Genomic DNA, 17,876 nt, shown 5'->3' with positions numbered 1-17,876 from the left:
GTAGGGGAAAGATTGGCCGGGCTGGGCATTTTCAGCCCACGAAATCAGGACGAGCTGCGGAACAGTTCGCGGCTCTTGAGAGCGCGGCCGTTCAGATGGTGGGCGATGATCCGCCGCATCAGGCGTTTGGCCTCGGTGCGGGTTTGCGACGTGTCGAAACGGCGGTCGTGCAGCGCCAGCAGGGTCATTCCGTGCACCGCATCGGCCTCGTCGCCGGCGGGAACGGGACCGGCGTCGATGCGATAGCTGTAAAGACGCTCGGGCCGGATGGCCTCTCCGCTCTCGGCTTCGACCCGCAGCTGCAGACCATAGCCGATGGCTTCCAGCAGAGACAGTTCGAAACTGCGCAACGCGGTTTCCAGGTCTTCGCCCGCCGCGAGTGTTTCTAGCCCGCCTCGGTAAGTGCCAAAGAGTTCCGGACAGGGATCGTGCGGAGGCAACAGCCTCATCAGAAGCTCGTTCAGGTAGAAACCACAGAACAGGGCGGTATGCTGCAGCCGAACGCCGATGCCAGCGGCCTCGGCATGGTTCAGGTTAGCAAGCTCGCCGCGGCCGGACCAGGACACCAACAGGGGAACGAACGGCTGCAACACCGCGGCGAATCCCTGCCGGCCGCGACGCGCGCCTTTGGCGATCACGCCGATGCGGCCATGCCTGAGCGTGAACAATTCGAGGAGGAGGCTGGTTTCGCGGTAGTCGCGCCGATGCAGCAGGTAGGCGTGGTCGAGCAGGACCCGGCTCGGATCGCCACGGCGCGGCGCTTCAGGCGGCATGGGCTCCGGCCAGGTTCATTCGGCATAGCCCAGACCCTGCAGCGCCCGCTCGTTGTCCGACCAGCCGTGCTTGACCTTGGTCCAGAGCTCCAGATAGACGCGCCGCTCGAGCATACGTTCCAGCTCTCTGCGCGAGGCCTCACCCACCCGTTTCAGAACCTCGCCTCCCTTGCCGATGACGATGGCTTTCTGGCCTTCCCGCTCCACCCAGATGACGGCATGGATGCGGACCAGGGTCGGCGATTCCCTGTACTGTTCGATCTGGACCGTGAGCGCATGCGGTACTTCCTGCGTCAGACGGTTGAACAGCTTCTCGCGGATGATCTCCGCCACGAAGAAGCGCTCCGGCCGGTCGGAAATCTGATCCTCCGGATAGATCGGTTCACCCTCGGGCAGGAGGGCCAGAACCCGTTCTTCCAGCACCGCCAGGTTGATGCCCTTGAGCGCCGAAATCGGCACGATCTCGGAGAACAGTCCGGTGGCGTTCGCTTCGGCGAGGAAAGGCAGCAGGGTATCCTTGCCTTCGATGCGGTCGACTTTGTTGATCACGAGAATGACAGGAAGCTTCGCCTCCTTGATCCGGGCCATGACCAGTTCGTCATCCGGCAACCAGCCCGCCCGATCCACCAGCCAGAGGATGACGTCGACCCCGAGGAGAGAGGAAATCGCGGTGCGATTGAGATAGCGGTTCATCGCCCGCCGCGCGCCACCGTGGATGCCGGGGGTATCGACATAGATGACCTGGCCGCGCCCGTCGGTCTTGATCCCCAGGATGCGGTGCCGGGTGGTCTGCGGCCGCCGAGAGACGATGCTGAGCTTCTGCCCGAGCAGATGGTTGAGCAGCGTCGATTTGCCGACATTGGGACGGCCCACCAGAGCCACGTAACCTGATTTCAAACTCTGAACCTCGATTGGTCCGAAAGGCGGCTGAGCATGTTTTCCGCTGCCTGTTGTTCGGCTTTCTTACGTGAACTGCCCTCGCCCACGCAAGGTTCAACAGCCAGCGGAACCTCGCAACGCACACGGAAATGCTGGTCGTGTGGCAGCCCCGACTGGTCGATGAGGGTATAAACGGGGAGAGGCAGGCCGCGTCCTTGCATCAGTTCCTGTAAACGCGTCTTCGGGTCCTTTTTCCAGTCGTCCAGCGACAATGCGGACAGCGGGCGCTCGAACAGCGTCAGGATCAGTGCCCGACAGGCGTCGATGCCCTGATCCCTCAGGACGGCGCCGAGGATGGCCTCCAAGGCGTCGGACAGAATCGAGTCACGCCGGTAGCCGCCGCTCTTGAGCTCGCCGGACCCCAGGATGAGGTATTCGCCCAGCTCCAGCTCCCGCGCGATCCTGGCCAGGGAGGTCTCATTCACCAGTGTCGCCCTGAGCCGGCTCAATACCCCTTCGTCGGCCGAAGGGAAACGCTGATAGAGATACTCGGCGACCACGAATCCCAGCACCGAATCGCCCAGGAACTCCAGGCGCTCGTTGTTTACGCCTTCGGCGCTGCGGTGAGTGAGAGCATTCCTGAGCAGGCCCGGATCGCGGAACGGAATGCCGAGTTTGCGCGCCAGGTGTTCGTGGCTACGGATCAACGGCGTTCGACCTCGATCTGGTCATCGAAGTGGATCAGCGCAGCGACGTTGCCCACGATGGGTCGCACCACGTCGTAGACAACCTGGACGCGCAGGGTGCCCTCGCTGCGGCTGATCCTCACGTCTTTCGTCGTCACGGAATCTACCATGTTGATGTCCCAACGCTTCTCCAGCGTCTTGAGAATGTCTTCGCGGGTCTTCTCCAGCAACTGCGGGTCCGATTTCAGCGACTTCAGTGAGCTGTTGACCTTGTAATGATTGAGATAAACCGGTCCGAGGCGGAACAGGAGCAGCAGGAAAAAACCGGCCACTGCCATCAGCAGGACGAAGCCGATGAAAGTCAGACCACGCTGATGACGGGGCATGCCGACCATGGTTCACCGTCCGGAATTCAGTACCGTGCCGAGGCGCGAAAAGCCGATGCCGCCGTTCTCGAAGTCCCAGCTCATCCAGATGAAAAAGGCCTTGCCCACCAGGTTGGCTTCGGGCACCACCCCCCAATAGCGGCTGTCGTTGCTGTTGTCGCGGTTGTCGCCCATCACGAAATAGCTGCCTTCGGGTACGGTGAACTCGCCCTGCACCGTCGGCTGGCCATGGCGGATCAAAATGTCGTGCTCGACGCCTTCCAGATCCTCTGACAGCAGCTCGGCCCCGCTCATGCTGGCACCCTGCCCCACCCCTTGGTAAATGCCCAGCGATGTCTGGGGCATGGGCTTGCCGTTCACATAGAGCTGCTTGTTGTAATAACCGATCCTGTCGCCCGGCAGACCGATCACGCGCTTGATGTAATCGACGGTCGGATCCTTCGGAAACCGGAACACCACGATGTCGCCCCGCTGGGGCTCGTTCATCTCGATGATCTTGGTATTCAGCACAGGCAGGCGGATGCCATAGGTGAATTTGTTGACCAGGATGAAATCGCCGATCAGAAGCGTTGGCATCATGGAACCCGAGGGGATGCGGAACGGCTCCACCAGAAACGAACGCAGCAGCATGACGACGAGCACGATCGGAAAGAACGACCGGGCATATTCCACCAGGATCGGCTCCTTGTGCGCTGTGCCTTCTGGCAGGGGGTGCCGTTTGAGCCAGAGCGCGTAACCGCCCCATACCGCACCGGTGACGAACGTGGCGGCGACGAGAAAAAACGAGAAATCGTAGTCCATCGGGATGACCGTTATCAGGAATCCTTGTTGACGCGCAGGACGGCGAGGAATGCCTCCTGGGGAATGTCGATCTTGCCCACCTGCTTCATACGCTTCTTGCCGGCTTTCTGTTTTTCCAGAAGCTTGCGTTTGCGGGTGATGTCGCCGCCGTAGCATTTCGCCAGGACGTTCTTGCGCATGGCCTTGACCGTGGAGCGGGCGATGATCTTGGAGCCGATGGCGGCCTGGATCGCCACTTCGAACATCTGCCGGGGGATCAGGTCCTTCATCCTCTCGACCAGGTCACGGCCGCGATTCATGCTGATGTCGCGATGCACGATCAGTGAAAGCGCGTCCACCTTTTCACCGTTGATCAGGATGTCGAGCTTGACCAGGGGCGCCGCCTGGAACCGCAGGAATTCGTAATCGAAGGAAGCGAAGCCACGGCTGCACGACTTGAGCCGGTCGAAGAAATCGAGCACCACCTCGCTCAGGGGCAGTTCGAAGCTCAGGGCCACTTGTCCCCCCATGTATTGCAGCTTCTTCTGCACCCCGCGCTTTTCGATGCACAGGCTGATGACCGCACCGAGGTAATCCTGGGGAACCAGAATGTTGGCCTCGATGATTGGCTCACGGATTTCCTCGATCTCGTTCGGGGGCGGCAGGTCGGCCGGATTGTCGACGGGGACCACCGTGCCGTCGGATTTGGCCACCTCGTAGACCACGGTCGGCGCGGTGGTGATGAGGTCCAGGTCGTATTCGCGCTCCAGCCGTTCCTGGATGATCTCCATGTGCAGCATGCCCAGGAAACCGCAGCGAAAACCGAAACCCAGTGCCTGTGAGACTTCCGGCTCGAAATGCAGAGCGGCATCGTTCAGATGCAGCTTGTTGAGCGCCTCCCGGAGACTCTCGTAATCGTCCGATTCGACGGGATAGAGGCCGGCGAACACCCGCGGTTGGACTTTCTGGAAACCGGGCAGCGGCTCCGTCGTCGGACGGTCGGTCGCGGTGATGGTGTCGCCCACCGGCGCGCCGAAAATGTCCTTGATACCCGCCACCACGAAGCCTACCTCGCCAGCGCCCAGCACGGTCTTGTCCAGCGGTTTGGGCGTGAACACACCCAGCTTTTCGACCAGATGGCTCTTACCGGTCGACATGATGGTGATCTTCTGCTTGCGTGAGATCGCGCCGTTCACCACTCGCACCAGGGACACCACCCCGAGGTAGTTGTCGAACCAGGAATCGATGATCAGTGCCTGCAACGGTCCCTCGGCGTCGCCCTTGGGCGGCGGGATCTTTTTCACCAGCTCTTCGAGGAGGAGATCGACGCCGAAACCGGTCTTCGCGCTGATCTCCACCGCATCTTCCGCCGGGATACCGATGATCTCCTCGATCTCGCTCTTGACGCGGGCCGGATCGGCCGAAGGCAGGTCGATCTTGTTCAGCACGGGCAGAACTTCCAGTCCCTGCTCGATGGCCGTGTAGCAGTTCGCCACGCTTTGCGCTTCCACGCCCTGGGCGGCATCGACCACCAGCAGCGCGCCTTCGCAGGCTGCCAGCGAGCGCGACACTTCGTAGGAAAAATCGACGTGCCCCGGCGTATCGATGAAATTGAGCTGGTAGATACCGCCGTCCCTAGATTGGTAGTCCAGGGTGACGCTCTGGGCCTTGATGGTGATGCCGCGCTCACGCTCGATGTCCATGGAATCGAGCACCTGTTCGGCCATTTCGCGGTCGCTCAGTCCTCCGCAAATCTGGATGAAACGGTCTGCAAGCGTCGATTTTCCATGGTCGATGTGCGCGATGATGGAGAAGTTGCGTATATGCGTCTGGTCGGTCACTGCTTTTCGTCTTTCAATTTCATCGCCAGGAAGATGGAGCCATCGCGCCGCTGCACCAGCACCGCCAGCGATTTCCCTGCCGGCAGGGTCTTCTCCAACTCTACCAATTGTTTCACGCCGTTGATTTCCTTGTCCTGAATCCGGAGGATCACGTCTCCGCGCCGCAGCCCTGCATCGTAGGCGGGACCGGGATTGACGCCGTAGACGAGCACCCCGCCCCGTGGCACCTCGAACTGCTCGCGCAGTTCCGGGGTCAGATCGGCCACGCTGGCTCCCATGCGCTTCAGCGGTACCGCATCGGGCTCGGCGGTACCCATGGCCGGTTCTTCCTCATCGGGGAGCGCTCCGATCTTGATACTCAGCTCCTTGATCGCACCGTTACGTAACAACTTGATTTTGGCGACTTCGCCGACCTTGGTCATGCCTACCATGGGCGGCAGCGCAGCCGACGTGTCCACCGCCTGGCCGTTGAATTCCAGCACGATGTCGCCGATCTGGACGCCGGCCGCTTCGGCCGGGCTCTTCGAAAGAACCTTGGATACCAGGGCGCCTTGTGGTTTCTTCATGCCGAAGGACTCGGCCAGCTCTCGCGTCACGTCCTGGATCTGGACACCCAGCCAACCGCGGGAAACCCTTCCGCTGGCTTTGAGCTGGTCCACCACCTGCATGGCGACTTCGATGGGAATGGCGAAGGACAGCCCCATGAAGCCGCCGGTACGGCTGTAGATCTGGGAATTGACGCCGACCACTTCGCCGTTCAGATTGAACAGCGGTCCTCCCGAGTTGCCCGGGTTGATGGCCACGTCGGTCTGTATGAACGGCACGTAATTGTCGCTGGGAAGGCTGCGCCCCTTGGCGCTGACGATGCCGGCGGTGGCGGAATGGTCGAATCCGAAAGGCGAGCCCATGGCGAGCACCCATTCGCCGACCTTGAGCTTTTCGGACGACCCCAGCTTCACCGTGGGCAGCTGGCTGGCCTCGATCTTGAGCAGGGCGACGTCACTACGCTTGTCGGACCCAACGATCTTCGCCACCAGCTCCCGCCGGTCCTGCAGCCGCACCACGATCTCATCGGCCCCTTTCACGACGTGGTGATTGGTGATGATATAGCCATCTGCCGACATGATGAAACCCGAACCCAGGGACTTCGCCTCGCTCGGCTGGCCGTCGCTACCCCCGCCTTCGCCAAAGTAATGCCGGAAAAAATCGTCGAACGGCGTGCCCTCCGGAATCTCCAGCCCCTCCGGCATCTGCTGTTCGTTGGCGGCCACTTTCTGGGTGGTGCTGATGTTCACGACGGCGGCGTTGTTCTGTTCAACCAGCTGGGTGAAATCGGGAAGCTGGGCCCGGGCTGGCGGCGAAACGGCCAGCACCAGCGCCGCACAAATGGCGCCGACAAAACGGTATCGGTCAAACATGGTGACTCCTGAGTGCAAAGGCGGCGGTCGCCGGCGCAGCCGGAAAACTCCAGCCATCTCAACGGGAAATGCGGCGAATGAATACGGGATGAAGATTCTGCCGTTGGAGGCTGGGACAATACTTGAGCAACACGAGCGTCAGCCCCAGACCGACCAGACCGCCGGCGATCGACCCGGCCTCGGCCGTAGCGGACAGACCCTGCGCGGCCAGCAGCTTGCCCAACAAGGCGCCCCCGATCAGCGAAAACAGAGGAAAAAGATACATCCGAAATGAACCGGCGAGGAGGGCGCCTTCTTCCACCCCGATGATGACGCGGTCCCCCGGTGCCACCCGGGCCTCCGTAGCGACCCGGAGGCGCAGGGGTTTGCCCCCCAGCAGCCTTGCCACCAGGGAAGTACTGCACCCCCCGGCACAGCTCCCACATGCCGACTTCCGAAACTTTTCCACCCAGATCGCGTGTTCTTCGACCTGGGTGACTATCGCCTCTTCCTCAATCATTCACGTCACGGTCATTCTTTGGATTTCTGGTGCTGGATTCCATTGGCGATCATATGAACCGTCTTGGGCGGAACCTCTCCCATCACGGTCACGACGAAGCCGTCGATCTTTCGGGTATAAGCATTCACGGCACCGATTTTCTTCAGCTTTTCGACGAAGGGCTCATCCTTTGGTTCATCCACGTAAATTGAAACAGATGAAAGCCCGTCGCTCAACAATATGTGTTCGATGGGATGTCTCAGTGGAGGATGCTGGACCCGGCTGTAGCCGCTGATCCTGAACCCGACGGGGACACTGTCCAGACTCCAGTCCATCGCCTCGATGGGTATGATTTCCCGGTTCGACGATTGTTCCGAATAGTCACCCGATGCCGGCATCGGCGTCACCTCCCGGCCGGGCGCCTCACCGGACACTTCCAGGGAGATGAACACCATCTGCTCGACCGGCTTGCCGTTTTCGTCGAGGAGTTCGAAGCGGAGCGGCAGACGGGACTCCGTGTCGATCCAGACCTTGCGCCCGTAACGGTAGTCGTCGACCGGCACGATCTCAATGGTCTGAGTGTGCCGTTGCGCCACGTACTCCTGGTCTCCGACCAGGAATGCGTAATAATCGCACAAGCCCACGAACGATTCGGGAAGGTCGACCAGGAAGGAGCGACTCACCGGCACGCGTTCTGTCATGACCGACTTCGTCTCAGGAAAGAAGAACTGGACCCGATCCCCGTCCCGGACGATTTCCCTCATCGGGCTGTTCAGCGAGGTAAGCCGCTCGTGCTCGACGCCATTCGCCATGCTGTGGACGAACTCCATGCCGTTCACCTTGTCGTCCTTCAGGTAGGCTACCCGCCCCCGATAACTGAGGCGGCTCATGGCCTCGCGCATGCCCGTCAGCCATTCCACACCCGCGCGGGCACCGAGTGTCTGCGGCGTATCGTCGGCGAACGACGGTTGCGGCGGCCCAAATGCGACGGCGGCCCCCAAGGCCGCCGCAATCAGTCGAACTCTGGACATGGCTGGGGTCGAAGCGGGTTACTGTTCATAGCTGACCATCCTCATGTAGGGCATCAGTGTTCCTGAGCCCGCCACATGGGAAGTGCCACTGTGCGCCAGAAGATAGGCCCGCATTTCCGGATCCAGTCGCGCCTCGGCCAAAGCCACGCCCGCACCGGCGGACAGACCGCCGTCCATGGCGGCGAAACCGCTCACGCCGCGCCAGACAAAAACCGCCACTGCCGCCATAGAAGCCGCGAGCGCTCCAGTGACGATGTGCCGGCGCAATCTGTCGGAGGTTCTCACCCGCGCGGGCGCGAGAATCGTTGGCTCGAGCGTGATCCTGCGAGCCACTGCCTCCGCCAGCCCGTTGCCAACGGGGGCTCGTCCGGTGCGGAGCACTTCGCCGATCAGGTAATACCGGCTCACGGTGGAGCGGACGTCCTCCCGCTTTTCGATCAGCCGCAAATAGCCTTCGGCTTCGGTCGGGTCCATCTCGTTGTCCACGAACACCGAGGCTTTTTGCGCTATATGCTCTTCCAACATCGTTCGATTCCTGATCCTCAATCAGTCGAGTAACGGCCGGAGCCGTTTGTCTATGGCTTCTCTCGCCCTGAAGATACGGCTGCGGACGGTGCCGACCGGGCAGCTCATGACTTCCGCGATTTCGTCGTAACTCAATCCGTCCAGCTCTCTCAGAGTTATAGCCAGCTTGAGTTCCTCCGGCAACTCGTCCAGCGTCGATTGAATCGTTGCCGCCAGCTCGTCACTCAAGAGCGCCGCTTCGGGCGTATCGACATCCTTTAGACGATGGCTATTCTCGAATTGTTCCGCCGATTCGACGTCGAATTCGTCTTCCCTGGGACGGCGCGCGTGGGTGACGAGGTAATTCTTTGCCGTATTGATCGCGATGCGGTAAAGCCAAGTGTAGAACTGGCTGTCTCCGCGAAATCCAGGCAGGGCCCGGTAAGCCTTGATAAAGGCTTCTTGCGCCACATCCAGGGATTCGTAGGGATCCTTGATGTAGCGGGAAATGAGCTGGGTGATTTTGTACTGATACTTTCTGACGAGTAAGTCGAAAGCTCTTTTGTCGCCGCGCTGCACCCGCCCGACGAGTTCATCGTCCAGTTCTTCACTCATCTCCATTCCACGCATCGCCTTGGACATCACACCATTTCCTTCCGGGAAATCCTCGGAATCGCGGACATTCACGATCCACTGCTGGAACGGATAGACGGAAACAGGCTTCTGATTATCTTACGTTCGGAAGTGCGCTTCAACGGAATGCCGATTTACTGTAACATGCCGTCAACACGACGATACCCATGGACAAGGACATCACCTACGACGCGCTCATCATCGGCAGCGGCGCTTCGGGTCTCAGCCTGGCTCTGAGGCTCGCCGACCGGGCCCGGGTCGCTGTCCTGTCGAAGGTCGCCCTGAGTGAAGGCAACACCCGCTACGCCCAGGGCGGCATTTCCGCGGTCCTGGATGCCCAGGACTCACTCGAATCGCATATTGAAGACACGCTGGCGGCCGGTGCCGGTCTGTGCGATTCGGACATCGTGCGCTTGGTGGTCTCCCAAGGCAAGGAGTGCATCGACTGGCTGCTCCAGCACGGGGTCGCCTTCACCGAAGTCGAAAGCACCGACGGCGCTCATCATCTGCATCTGACCCGGGAAGGCGGACACACCCACCGGCGGGTCGTGCATGCCGCCGACGCCACTGGTCGGGCCGTGGAGTCATCGCTCGAGCAACATGCCCGGGCCCATCCCAGCATCGACCTGTTCGAATACCACAACGTCATCGACCTGATCACCTCCCGCAAGCTCGGCCTCGCCGGCCCGCAACGCGTGCTGGGCGCCTACGCGCTGGATACGAGAACCCACCGTACCCGCACGTTCCGCGCGCGCGTCATTGCGCTGGCGACCGGTGGTGCCAGCAAGGTATATCTTTACACCAGCAATCCCGACGTTTCCACCGGCGACGGCATCGCCTTGGCCTGGCGGGCCGGTGCGCGAGTGGCGAACATGGAATTCATTCAATTCCACCCTACCTGTCTCTATCATCCCCACGCCCGGTCGTTTCTGATTTCCGAGGCGGTGCGCGGAGAAGGCGGCCGCTTGCTGTTGCCCGATGGCAGCCCCTTCATGCAGCGGTTCGATCCGCGTGGTGAACTGGCTCCCCGTGACATCGTGGCGCGCGCCATCGACCATGAAATGAAACGCCTCGGCGCCGATTGTGTCTACCTCGACATCAGCCATCGGCCGGCCGATTTCATCACGAGCCATTTCCCGACGATTCATGCACGCTGTCTGGAATTGGGGATCGACATGACCCGTGAGCCCATCCCGGTGGTGCCCGCAGCCCATTACACGTGTGGCGGAGTGGTGACCGACCGGCTGGCGCGGACGGACATCGATGGCCTTTACGCAGTCGGCGAGGTGGCCTGCACCGGCCTCCACGGCGCCAACCGCATGGCCAGCAATTCTCTGCTCGAATGCCTGGTCTTCGCCAAGCAGGCCAGCCTGGACATCCTGGAGCGTCTGAACGAGATTCCTGCCCCCCCGCCGCTGCCGGACTGGGACGAGTCGCAGGTCACGGACTCCGACGAAGAAGTCGTCGTGTCCCACAACTGGGACGAAATCCGGCGCTTCATGTGGGACTACGTCGGGATCGTCCGGACCGACAAACGACTGCAGCGCGCCCTGCACCGGGCGGAGCTGCTCAAGCAGGAGATCGCCGAGTACTACGGCAACTTCCGCGTCACCAGCGATCTGCTGGAGCTTCGGAACCTGATCATCGTGGCCGAACTCATCATCCGTTCGGCCCTCCTGCGGAAGGAAAGCCGTGGGCTGCATTTCACGCTGGACTATCCGGAGCGGGACGAGACCCGCCCGCCGCGGAACACCATACTCCAGCCCTAAGGACGCCAGGGTCAGGCCGTACGGCCGTACATGCGGACCTGATGGGCCAGACGCTCGGCGTGCTCGTCACGTAACTGAGCCCAGTCGAAACGCCAGTTCCAGTTTTCGCCCACCGTACCCGGCGTGTTCATGCGGTGGCCCCGCCCCAGCTCCAGCACGTCCTGCATCGGAACGATCGCAAGCCGTGCGACTGATGCCATCGCGGCCTGAACCAGCGCCGCCGGCATGGGGAGACCGGAGCGCCCGAGGTAGTCGTAGACATATCCCTGCCGCTCCGCCGACAACCCTTCGAACCAGGACAGGGTCGTGTCGTTGTCGTGTGTACCGGTGTAAACGACGCTGTCGATGGCATGATTGTGGGGCAGGTACGGATTGCAGGGACCGCCTTCGAAAGCGAACTGGAGTATCCGCATGCCGGGGATGCGGAAACGTCGCCGCAATGCCTCCACCTCGGCGGTGATGATGCCAAGGTCCTCGGCGACCAGCGGCAAGGACTCCCCGAAGGTCTCGGTACAGCGCGACAATAAGGCCTCGCCGGGAGCCTTGACCCAGCGTCCATTCATCGCCGTTTCGGAATGGGCGGGAATTTCCCAGTAGGCTTCGAACCCCCGGAAATGGTCGATGCGGATCAGGTCGTAGAGGTTGAGCTGGGTGCGCAGGCGGTTCAGCCACCAGGAGAAACCCGAGCGCTCCATGCTTTCCCAATTGTAGTGCGGATTTCCCCAGCGCTGGCCGGTGGCGGAGAAGTAGTCGGGAGGCACCCCGGCGACGACGCGCGGCTCTCCGTCTTCGCCCAGTTCGAAATATTCCCGCCCCGCCCAGACTTCCGCGCTGTCCGATGCGACGAAAATCGGCATGTCACCGAACAGCAGCACGCCGAGCTTCTTGGCATAGTCATGCAAACCCTGCCACTGTTCGAAGAATACGAACTGTTCGAAGCGGACCCTGGCTATGATGTCGGCATACAACGTGCTGGCCGATGCCAGGGCATCGGGTTTGCGGTCCCTCAAGGGCTTGGGCCAGGCCTGCCAGGGCAGGCCACCATTGACCTCCTTGAGTGCCGCGTAGAGGGCATAGTCGGCCAGCCACCAGTCGTTCGCGCTGACGAAATCGCCGAACGCGGAACACAAGGCATCGGAAGTTCCGCGCCGGCGGAAGGAATCGAAAGCACGCTCCAGAGCCCACTGCCGGATCGCTTTCGCATTTTCAGCGGGAGGAATGGCATCGGCTTCCAGCAGTCCGCGCGCAATCAACCAGTCCAACCCGATCAAGAGCGGATTGCCGGCGTGCACGGATGTACACTGATAAGGTGAACCGTCCTCGTGGGTGGGATTGATGGGCAGTGTCTGCCATACCGAAACACCCGCCGCAGCGAGGAAATCCACGAAACGGAAGGATTCGGCCCCCAGATCGCCGTTTCCCGGTCCGCCGGGCAGGGAACTGATGTGGAGCAGAATACCCGCGCGGCGCCGGTCGAAAATTCCGTGAGCATCCATGGGGCTGTGACACCGAAAACAACGGGTGGAGCGGCGGTCCGGACCCTCCGGCCTGCACCTTCCGAATCGCAATCAGCGGTGGAAATGCAGCCTCTGGCCGAGACAATCGGGGGTCACCAGAACGATGCCCTCGGGGCTGACGTAAAACCGTTTGCGGTCATCCACGAGGTTTTCGCCGATGACGGTATTGGGCGGAATGCTGCAACCCTTGTCGATCACCGCCCGGGTGATCCTGCAATGGCGCCCGATGTTCACGTCGGGGAGGATCACCGAATCCAGCACGCGTGAAAACGAGTTCACCCGTACATTCGAAAACAGCAACGAGTGGCGGACTTCGGCGCCGGAAATGATGCAGCCGCCCGAAACCATGGAATCCACCGCCATGCCGCGCCGGTCGTCATCGTCGAACACAAACTTGGCCGGCGGGGTCTGAGCCTGATAGGTCCAGATCGGCCATTCCTGGTCGTACAAATTCAGTTCCGGATCGACCCCGATCAGCTCCATGTTGGCGGCCCAGTATGAGTCCACCGTGCCTACATCGCGCCAGTAGGCCTGCACACCGCTCTGGGCGTTGCGGAAGCGATAGGCGAAGACGCGGTATTTCTGAATGACCTGGGGGATGATGTCCATGCCGAAATCGTGGTTCGAGCCGGGGGTGTCGGCATCCTTGATGAGCTGCTCGAACAGGAAAGCCGTGTTGAATATGTAGATCCCCATGGATGCGGCGGCGTGATCGGGGCGGTTCGGCATGGGCGGCGGATCGGAGGGCTTCTCGACGAATTTCCGGATACGCTGCTCTTCGTCCATCTGCATGACACCGAATGCCTTCGCATCGGCAAGCGGCACTTCCATGCAGCCGATGGTGAGATCGGCCTTCCTTTCCACGTGATAGGCCAGCATCAGGCCGTAGTCCATCTTGTAGACGTGGTCACCGGCCAGGATCATGATGAACTCGGGGTCCCGCTGGCGGATGATGTCCAAGTTCTGATACACCGCATCCGCCGTGCCTGCGTACCAGCTTTCCTGCAGACGCTGCTGGGCAGGCATGATGTCGATGAACTCGCCGAGCTCTCCGCGCAGGAAGCCCCAGCCCTGCTGAATGTGGCGGATCAGTGAGTCCGCCTTGTACTGGGTCAGCACGCCGACCTGGCGGATTCCGGAATTGACGCAGTTGGACAGCGGGAAGTCGATGATCCGGAACTTGCCGCCGAACGGGACAGCAGGCTTGGCGCGCCATTCCGTGAGCTTCTGCAGCCGACTTCCGCGCCCGCCCGCCAGGATGAGGGCCAGGGTTTGCCGGGTCAGCCGACTTACGAAACGGGATGAGGCGTGCATCGACTCGGGCATAGGGGACTCCTGATTCCTGGCTGGGGCAAACGCGGTGGGAAATCTGGTAACATCCTGCCGCAGATATCGCACATTCCGGCACCGGCGTGCCGGCATTGTACTATCAGAAATCCAGCAAAGTGAATCGGACCGGGAGGGATGCGGTTTGACGGACAGCTCGACCTTGGCAGAACTCTCGCCGGACTTCCAGCGCATCGTTGAAGCCCGCCATCACGATCCGTTTGCCGTACTGGGCCGCCACCGGCGGGACAACCGGGATCTCATCCGCGCTTTCCTGCCCCACGCCGAAGAAGTGCGGGTCGGATCCGCCGGACGCGTCATGGAGCGCATCGCTGGTACCGCCATTTTCGAATGCGAGGTCGAGGCGGAGGCCACCGATCTGCACTACAGGTTGTATTGGACCGACCAGACGGGACAGACCCACAGCTTTATCGATCCATACACCTTCCCTCCCCGGCTATCCGACTTCGATCTCTATCTCTTCGGAGAAGGGCGGCACTGGAACATCTACCGCGTTCTGGGCGCCCATCCCCACAGCGTCGACGGTATCGACGGCATCCTGTTCGCGACCTGGGCCCCTAACGCCGAACGCATCAGCGTAGTCGGAGAATTCAATGGCTGGGATGGTCGCCGGCACCCCATGCGGGTGCGTGGCGCCAGCGGCGTGTGGGAATTGTTCATTCCGGAACTGCAGCCGGGGCTGCTGTACAAGTTCGAGATACGCAACCGGGCGCATGGGACCATCCATCTCAAGAGCGACCCCTACGGGCGCCAGTTCGAACTTCGGCCGAACACCGCCTCGATCATCACCCGCGAGAGCGGCTATGCCTGGAATGATGCCGACTGGCTCGCACAGCGCAAGGACTGGCCCTGGTTGCACCGGCCACTGTCGGTATACGAGATGCATGCCGGTTCCTGGAAGCGTGATCTCGAGGGCGGATATCTGAACTATCGCGATCTCGCCCACGAACTGGTCGACTACGTCAAGTCGGCGGGCTTCAGCCACATCGAGCTGATGCCGGTGACGGAACATCCGCTGGACGCCTCTTGGGGCTACCAGACCACCGGCTATTTCGCTCCCACCAGCCGCTTCGGCACGCCCGACGATTTCCGTTATTTCGTCGATCATTGCCATCGGAATGGCATCGGTGTGCTCCTGGACTGGGTCCCGGCGCATTTTCCCAAGGACGCCCATGGTCTGGCCCGCTTCGACGGCACCGCACTGTACGAGCACGAAGATCCTCGCTTGGGCGAGCACCGCGATTGGGGCACGCTGATCTATAACTATGGCCGCAACGAGGTCAAGAATTTCCTGCTGGGCAGCGCGCTGTTCTGGCTGGAGGAATTCCATCTCGACGGCCTGCGCGTCGATGCCGTCGCCTCGATGCTCTATCTCGATTATTCGCGGCAGCCGGGCGACTGGATACCCAACAAGTACGGTGGCAACGAGAATCTGGAGGCCATCGCCTTCCTTCGCGACCTCAATACCGTCGTGCACCAGCAGTTTCCCGGCGTCCTGGTCATCGCCGAGGAATCGACCGCCTGGCCCCAGGTCACCCGGCCGACTTGGACCGGGGGACTGGGCTTCTCCATGAAGTGGAACATGGGCTGGATGCACGACATCCTGGTCTATATGGGCAAGGATCCGGTGCACCGGCATTACCATCACGACCAGCTCACCTTCGGCCTGCTGTATGCCTTCACCGAAAACTTCGTCCTGCCCTTCTCGCACGATGAAGTCGTCCATGGCAAGGGTTCCATGCTGGCGAAGATGCCGGGCGACGAATGGCGGCGCTTCGCCAACCTGCGTGTCCTATACACCATGATGTTCACCTACCCCGGCAAGAAGCTGCTGTTCATGGGCTGTGAATTCGCCCAGACCGGTGAATGGAACCACACGACGGCGCTGGACTGGCCGCTGCTCGAATCCAACCTGCACAAGGGGGTGCTGCATCTGGTGAGCGACCTGAACCGCCTGTACCAAAGCACCTCCGCGCTCTATGCCTACGATTTCGAAAGCCAGGGCTTCGAGTGGATAGACAGCCACGATGCGGCGCAGTCAGTCATCAGCTATGTCCGCCGGGATGATGACAGCCACGTCGTCGTGGTCTTGAACTTCACCCCGGTACCGCGCCACAACTACCGCATCGGCGTGCCGGAGCCGGTTGGCTACCGTGAGGTGTTCAATTCCGACGCCGAATGCTATGGCGGCGCCAATCTCGGCAACTGGGAAATCAAGACGGAGAGCGTGGAATGGATGGGACGCGCCCAGTCCGTCGTGCTGACCCTTCCGCCCCTGGCCGGCATCGTGCTCGCACCCGTCGCGCCCTCCGCCACTCCTGACTGCGGAACGCCGGGCGACGAATGAAGATCCTGTTCGTCTCCAGCGAGGTCTTCCCCCTGATGAAGACCGGCGGACTCGCGGACGTCTCCGGCAGCCTGCCGGCGGCCTTGTCCGCCCTGGGCCATGATGTGCGTATCCTGATGCCGGCATACCCGGAGGCCATCTCCGCCGCCGAAACCCCCAACGCGCTGAGTCTGCGTCAGGCGGGCAGTCAGCTGACCCTGCTGTCGACGCGCTTGCCGGGCACCACCGTGCCGCTCTGGCTGCTGGACGCACCGGCTTCGTTCGGCCGCTTCGGCAACCCTTACCTGGCACCCAACGGTGCCCCCTGGCCCGACAATGCCGAACGTTTCGCTCTGCTCGCGCGTGTCGCCGTCGACCTCACCCAGGACCGGCTCGGCCTCGGCTGGAAACCCGATGTCGTCCATTGCAATGACTGGCAAACCGGTTTGATCCCGCCGCTTTTGAGCGACGAGCCGAATCGTCCGGCCGTGGTGTTCACCGTCCACAATCTCGCCTACCAAGGTCTGTTCCCCTACGAAACCTTTCAACGCCTGGCGCTTCCTCCCCGTCTCTGGAAGATGGAGGCACTGGAGTTCTACGGCCAGCTTTCCTTCATCAAGGGAGGGTTGGTATTCGCCGACCGCATCAACACGGTGAGCCCAAGCTATGCCGAAGAGATCCAGACCCCGGAGTTCGGCTGCGGCCTGGACGGTCTGCTCAGAAGCCGCAAGTCGTGCCTGAGCGGGATTCTCAACGGTATCGACGACGTGGCCTGGAATCCGGCCACCGATCCCTATCTTCCCGCGCCCTACGGCCCGGACACCCTGGAGCGGAAAAAGGTCAACCGCACGGCGCTCAGACAGCGGTACGGCCTGCCTGACGACCCGGAGGTCGCCGTGCTCGGAATGGTGGGAAGGATGGTCGAGCAGAAGGGAGTCGACCTGTTGATCGACATTCTGGATGATCTGCTGCAGTTGCCGGTCCAGCTCGTCGTCCTGGGCAGCGGCGACAAGGAATTCGAACGCTGCTTCGAAAGGGCCGCCGCAGCCTGTCCGGAGCGTATCGCCGTCACCATCGGCTATGACGAACCGCTGGCCCATCTCATCGAAGCCGGCGCCGATATCTTTCTGATGCCTTCCCGCTTCGAGCCCTGCGGCCTGAACCAACTCTATAGTCAGCGCTACGGCACCGTACCGATCGTGCGCAAGGTCGGCGGACTCGCGGACACCGTGGAAGATGCCACGCCCGAGCGCCTTGCGGCCGGACAGGCCAGCGGCATCGTGTTCGAGCCGGCCAAGCCCGCCTTCCTGCTGGAGGCCGTCTACCGCGCCCTGGCGCTGTACCGGGAGCCCGAGGTCTGGCGGGCGGTCTGCAAGTGCGGCATGGCCAAGGATTTTTCCTGGCGCAAGAGTGCCTCCCGGTATGTCGGACTCTACCGGGAGGCACTGGCCGGAATGAATGCCGGCTGCTCCATCGCCGACCCCCGCTGTGCGGCCTAGAGCCGCCAA

At 61.8% G+C, this 17,876-nt stretch carries 16 protein-coding genes; 3 read left to right on the top strand and 13 right to left on the bottom strand.

Features of this window, described 5'->3' with window-relative positions; all coding sequences use genetic code 11:
- Positions 1-44 precede the first annotated feature (44 nt).
- The 11 genes from recO to rpoE are packed head-to-tail and all read right to left on the bottom strand — an operon-like array spanning position 45 to position 9,418.
- Entirely contained in the window at positions 45-773 is a 729-nt protein-coding gene (gene recO / locus H156_RS0113000) for a DNA repair protein RecO (RefSeq protein ID WP_017365625.1), read from the bottom strand.
- A gap of 15 nt (positions 774-788) precedes the next feature.
- Positions 789-1,670: a GTPase Era gene (gene era, locus H156_RS0112995; RefSeq protein ID WP_010960738.1), complete on the bottom strand. Its 882-nt coding sequence runs from the start codon at positions 1,668-1,670 to the stop codon at positions 789-791.
- A complete protein-coding gene (gene rnc / locus H156_RS0112990) occupies positions 1,667-2,359 on the bottom strand; it encodes a ribonuclease III (protein ID WP_017365626.1) in 693 nt (230 codons plus the stop codon). Before rnc ends, era begins: the two co-directional genes overlap by 4 nt.
- The gene (locus tag H156_RS0112985) at positions 2,356-2,733 is read right to left on the bottom strand and encodes a DUF4845 domain-containing protein (protein ID WP_017365627.1); all 378 of its coding nucleotides are present in this window, start codon (positions 2,731-2,733) and stop codon (positions 2,356-2,358) included. The genes rnc and H156_RS0112985 overlap by 4 nt, the downstream gene beginning before the upstream one ends.
- A gap of 3 nt (positions 2,734-2,736) precedes the next feature.
- Positions 2,737-3,525 (bottom strand): signal peptidase I, encoded by a 789-nt coding sequence (gene lepB / locus H156_RS0112980; protein WP_017365628.1) that lies wholly within the window; start codon positions 3,523-3,525, stop codon positions 2,737-2,739.
- 14 nt (positions 3,526-3,539) lie between these two features.
- Positions 3,540-5,345 (bottom strand): translation elongation factor 4, encoded by a 1,806-nt coding sequence (gene lepA, locus H156_RS0112975; protein ID WP_010960742.1) that lies wholly within the window; start codon positions 5,343-5,345, stop codon positions 3,540-3,542.
- The gene (locus H156_RS0112970; RefSeq protein WP_026597622.1) at positions 5,342-6,763 is read right to left on the bottom strand and encodes a DegQ family serine endoprotease; all 1,422 of its coding nucleotides are present in this window, start codon (positions 6,761-6,763) and stop codon (positions 5,342-5,344) included. The genes lepA and H156_RS0112970 overlap by 4 nt, the downstream gene beginning before the upstream one ends.
- Before the next feature lie 58 nt (positions 6,764-6,821).
- Positions 6,822-7,262: a SoxR reducing system RseC family protein gene (locus H156_RS0112965; protein WP_017365630.1), complete on the bottom strand. Its 441-nt coding sequence runs from the start codon at positions 7,260-7,262 to the stop codon at positions 6,822-6,824.
- An 11-nt stretch (positions 7,263-7,273) separates the two neighbouring features.
- Positions 7,274-8,272: a MucB/RseB C-terminal domain-containing protein gene (locus H156_RS0112960; protein ID WP_081504049.1), complete on the bottom strand. Its 999-nt coding sequence runs from the start codon at positions 8,270-8,272 to the stop codon at positions 7,274-7,276.
- 18 nt (positions 8,273-8,290) lie between these two features.
- Positions 8,291-8,797: a sigma-E factor negative regulatory protein gene (locus H156_RS0112955; protein ID WP_017365632.1), complete on the bottom strand. Its 507-nt coding sequence runs from the start codon at positions 8,795-8,797 to the stop codon at positions 8,291-8,293.
- A gap of 21 nt (positions 8,798-8,818) precedes the next feature.
- Positions 8,819-9,418 carry an RNA polymerase sigma factor RpoE gene (gene rpoE, locus H156_RS0112950; protein ID WP_017365633.1) on the bottom strand — a complete coding sequence of 200 codons (600 nt, stop codon included), beginning with the start codon at positions 9,416-9,418 and terminating at the stop codon, positions 8,819-8,821.
- Positions 9,419-9,576: 158 nt separating this feature from the next.
- Here rpoE and nadB point away from each other — a divergent pair, with 158 nt between their 5' ends.
- On the top strand, positions 9,577-11,178 hold the full coding sequence (gene nadB / locus H156_RS0112945) for an L-aspartate oxidase (protein ID WP_017365634.1): 1,602 nt from the start codon (positions 9,577-9,579) through the stop codon (positions 11,176-11,178).
- 11 nt (positions 11,179-11,189) lie between these two features.
- Here the strand turns inward: nadB and malQ are convergent, their stop codons facing one another.
- Positions 11,190-12,674, bottom strand: coding sequence for a 4-alpha-glucanotransferase (gene malQ / locus H156_RS0112940; protein WP_017365635.1), 1,485 nt, complete (start codon positions 12,672-12,674; stop codon positions 11,190-11,192).
- Positions 12,675-12,746: 72 nt separating this feature from the next.
- On the bottom strand, positions 12,747-14,021 hold the full coding sequence (gene glgC, locus H156_RS0112935; protein ID WP_017365636.1) for a glucose-1-phosphate adenylyltransferase: 1,275 nt from the start codon (positions 14,019-14,021) through the stop codon (positions 12,747-12,749).
- Between the two features lie 145 nt (positions 14,022-14,166).
- On the opposite strand from glgC, the gene glgB reads away from it, so the two are divergent.
- Entirely contained in the window at positions 14,167-16,389 is a 2,223-nt protein-coding gene (glgB, locus tag H156_RS0112930) for a 1,4-alpha-glucan branching protein GlgB (protein ID WP_017365637.1), read from the top strand.
- Complete coding sequence (glgA, locus tag H156_RS0112925; protein WP_017365638.1) at positions 16,386-17,867, top strand: glycogen synthase GlgA; 1,482 nt, start codon at positions 16,386-16,388, stop codon at positions 17,865-17,867. Before glgB ends, glgA begins: the two co-directional genes overlap by 4 nt.
- Positions 17,868-17,876: the final 9 nt, after the last annotated feature.

The sequence above is a fragment of the Methylococcus capsulatus str. Texas = ATCC 19069 genome (assembly GCF_000424685.1).
Lineage (GTDB): Bacteria > Pseudomonadota > Gammaproteobacteria > Methylococcales > Methylococcaceae > Methylococcus > Methylococcus capsulatus.
The sequence above is the reverse complement of the archived record's forward strand: the minus strand, read 5'-3'. Positions and strand labels throughout refer to the sequence as shown.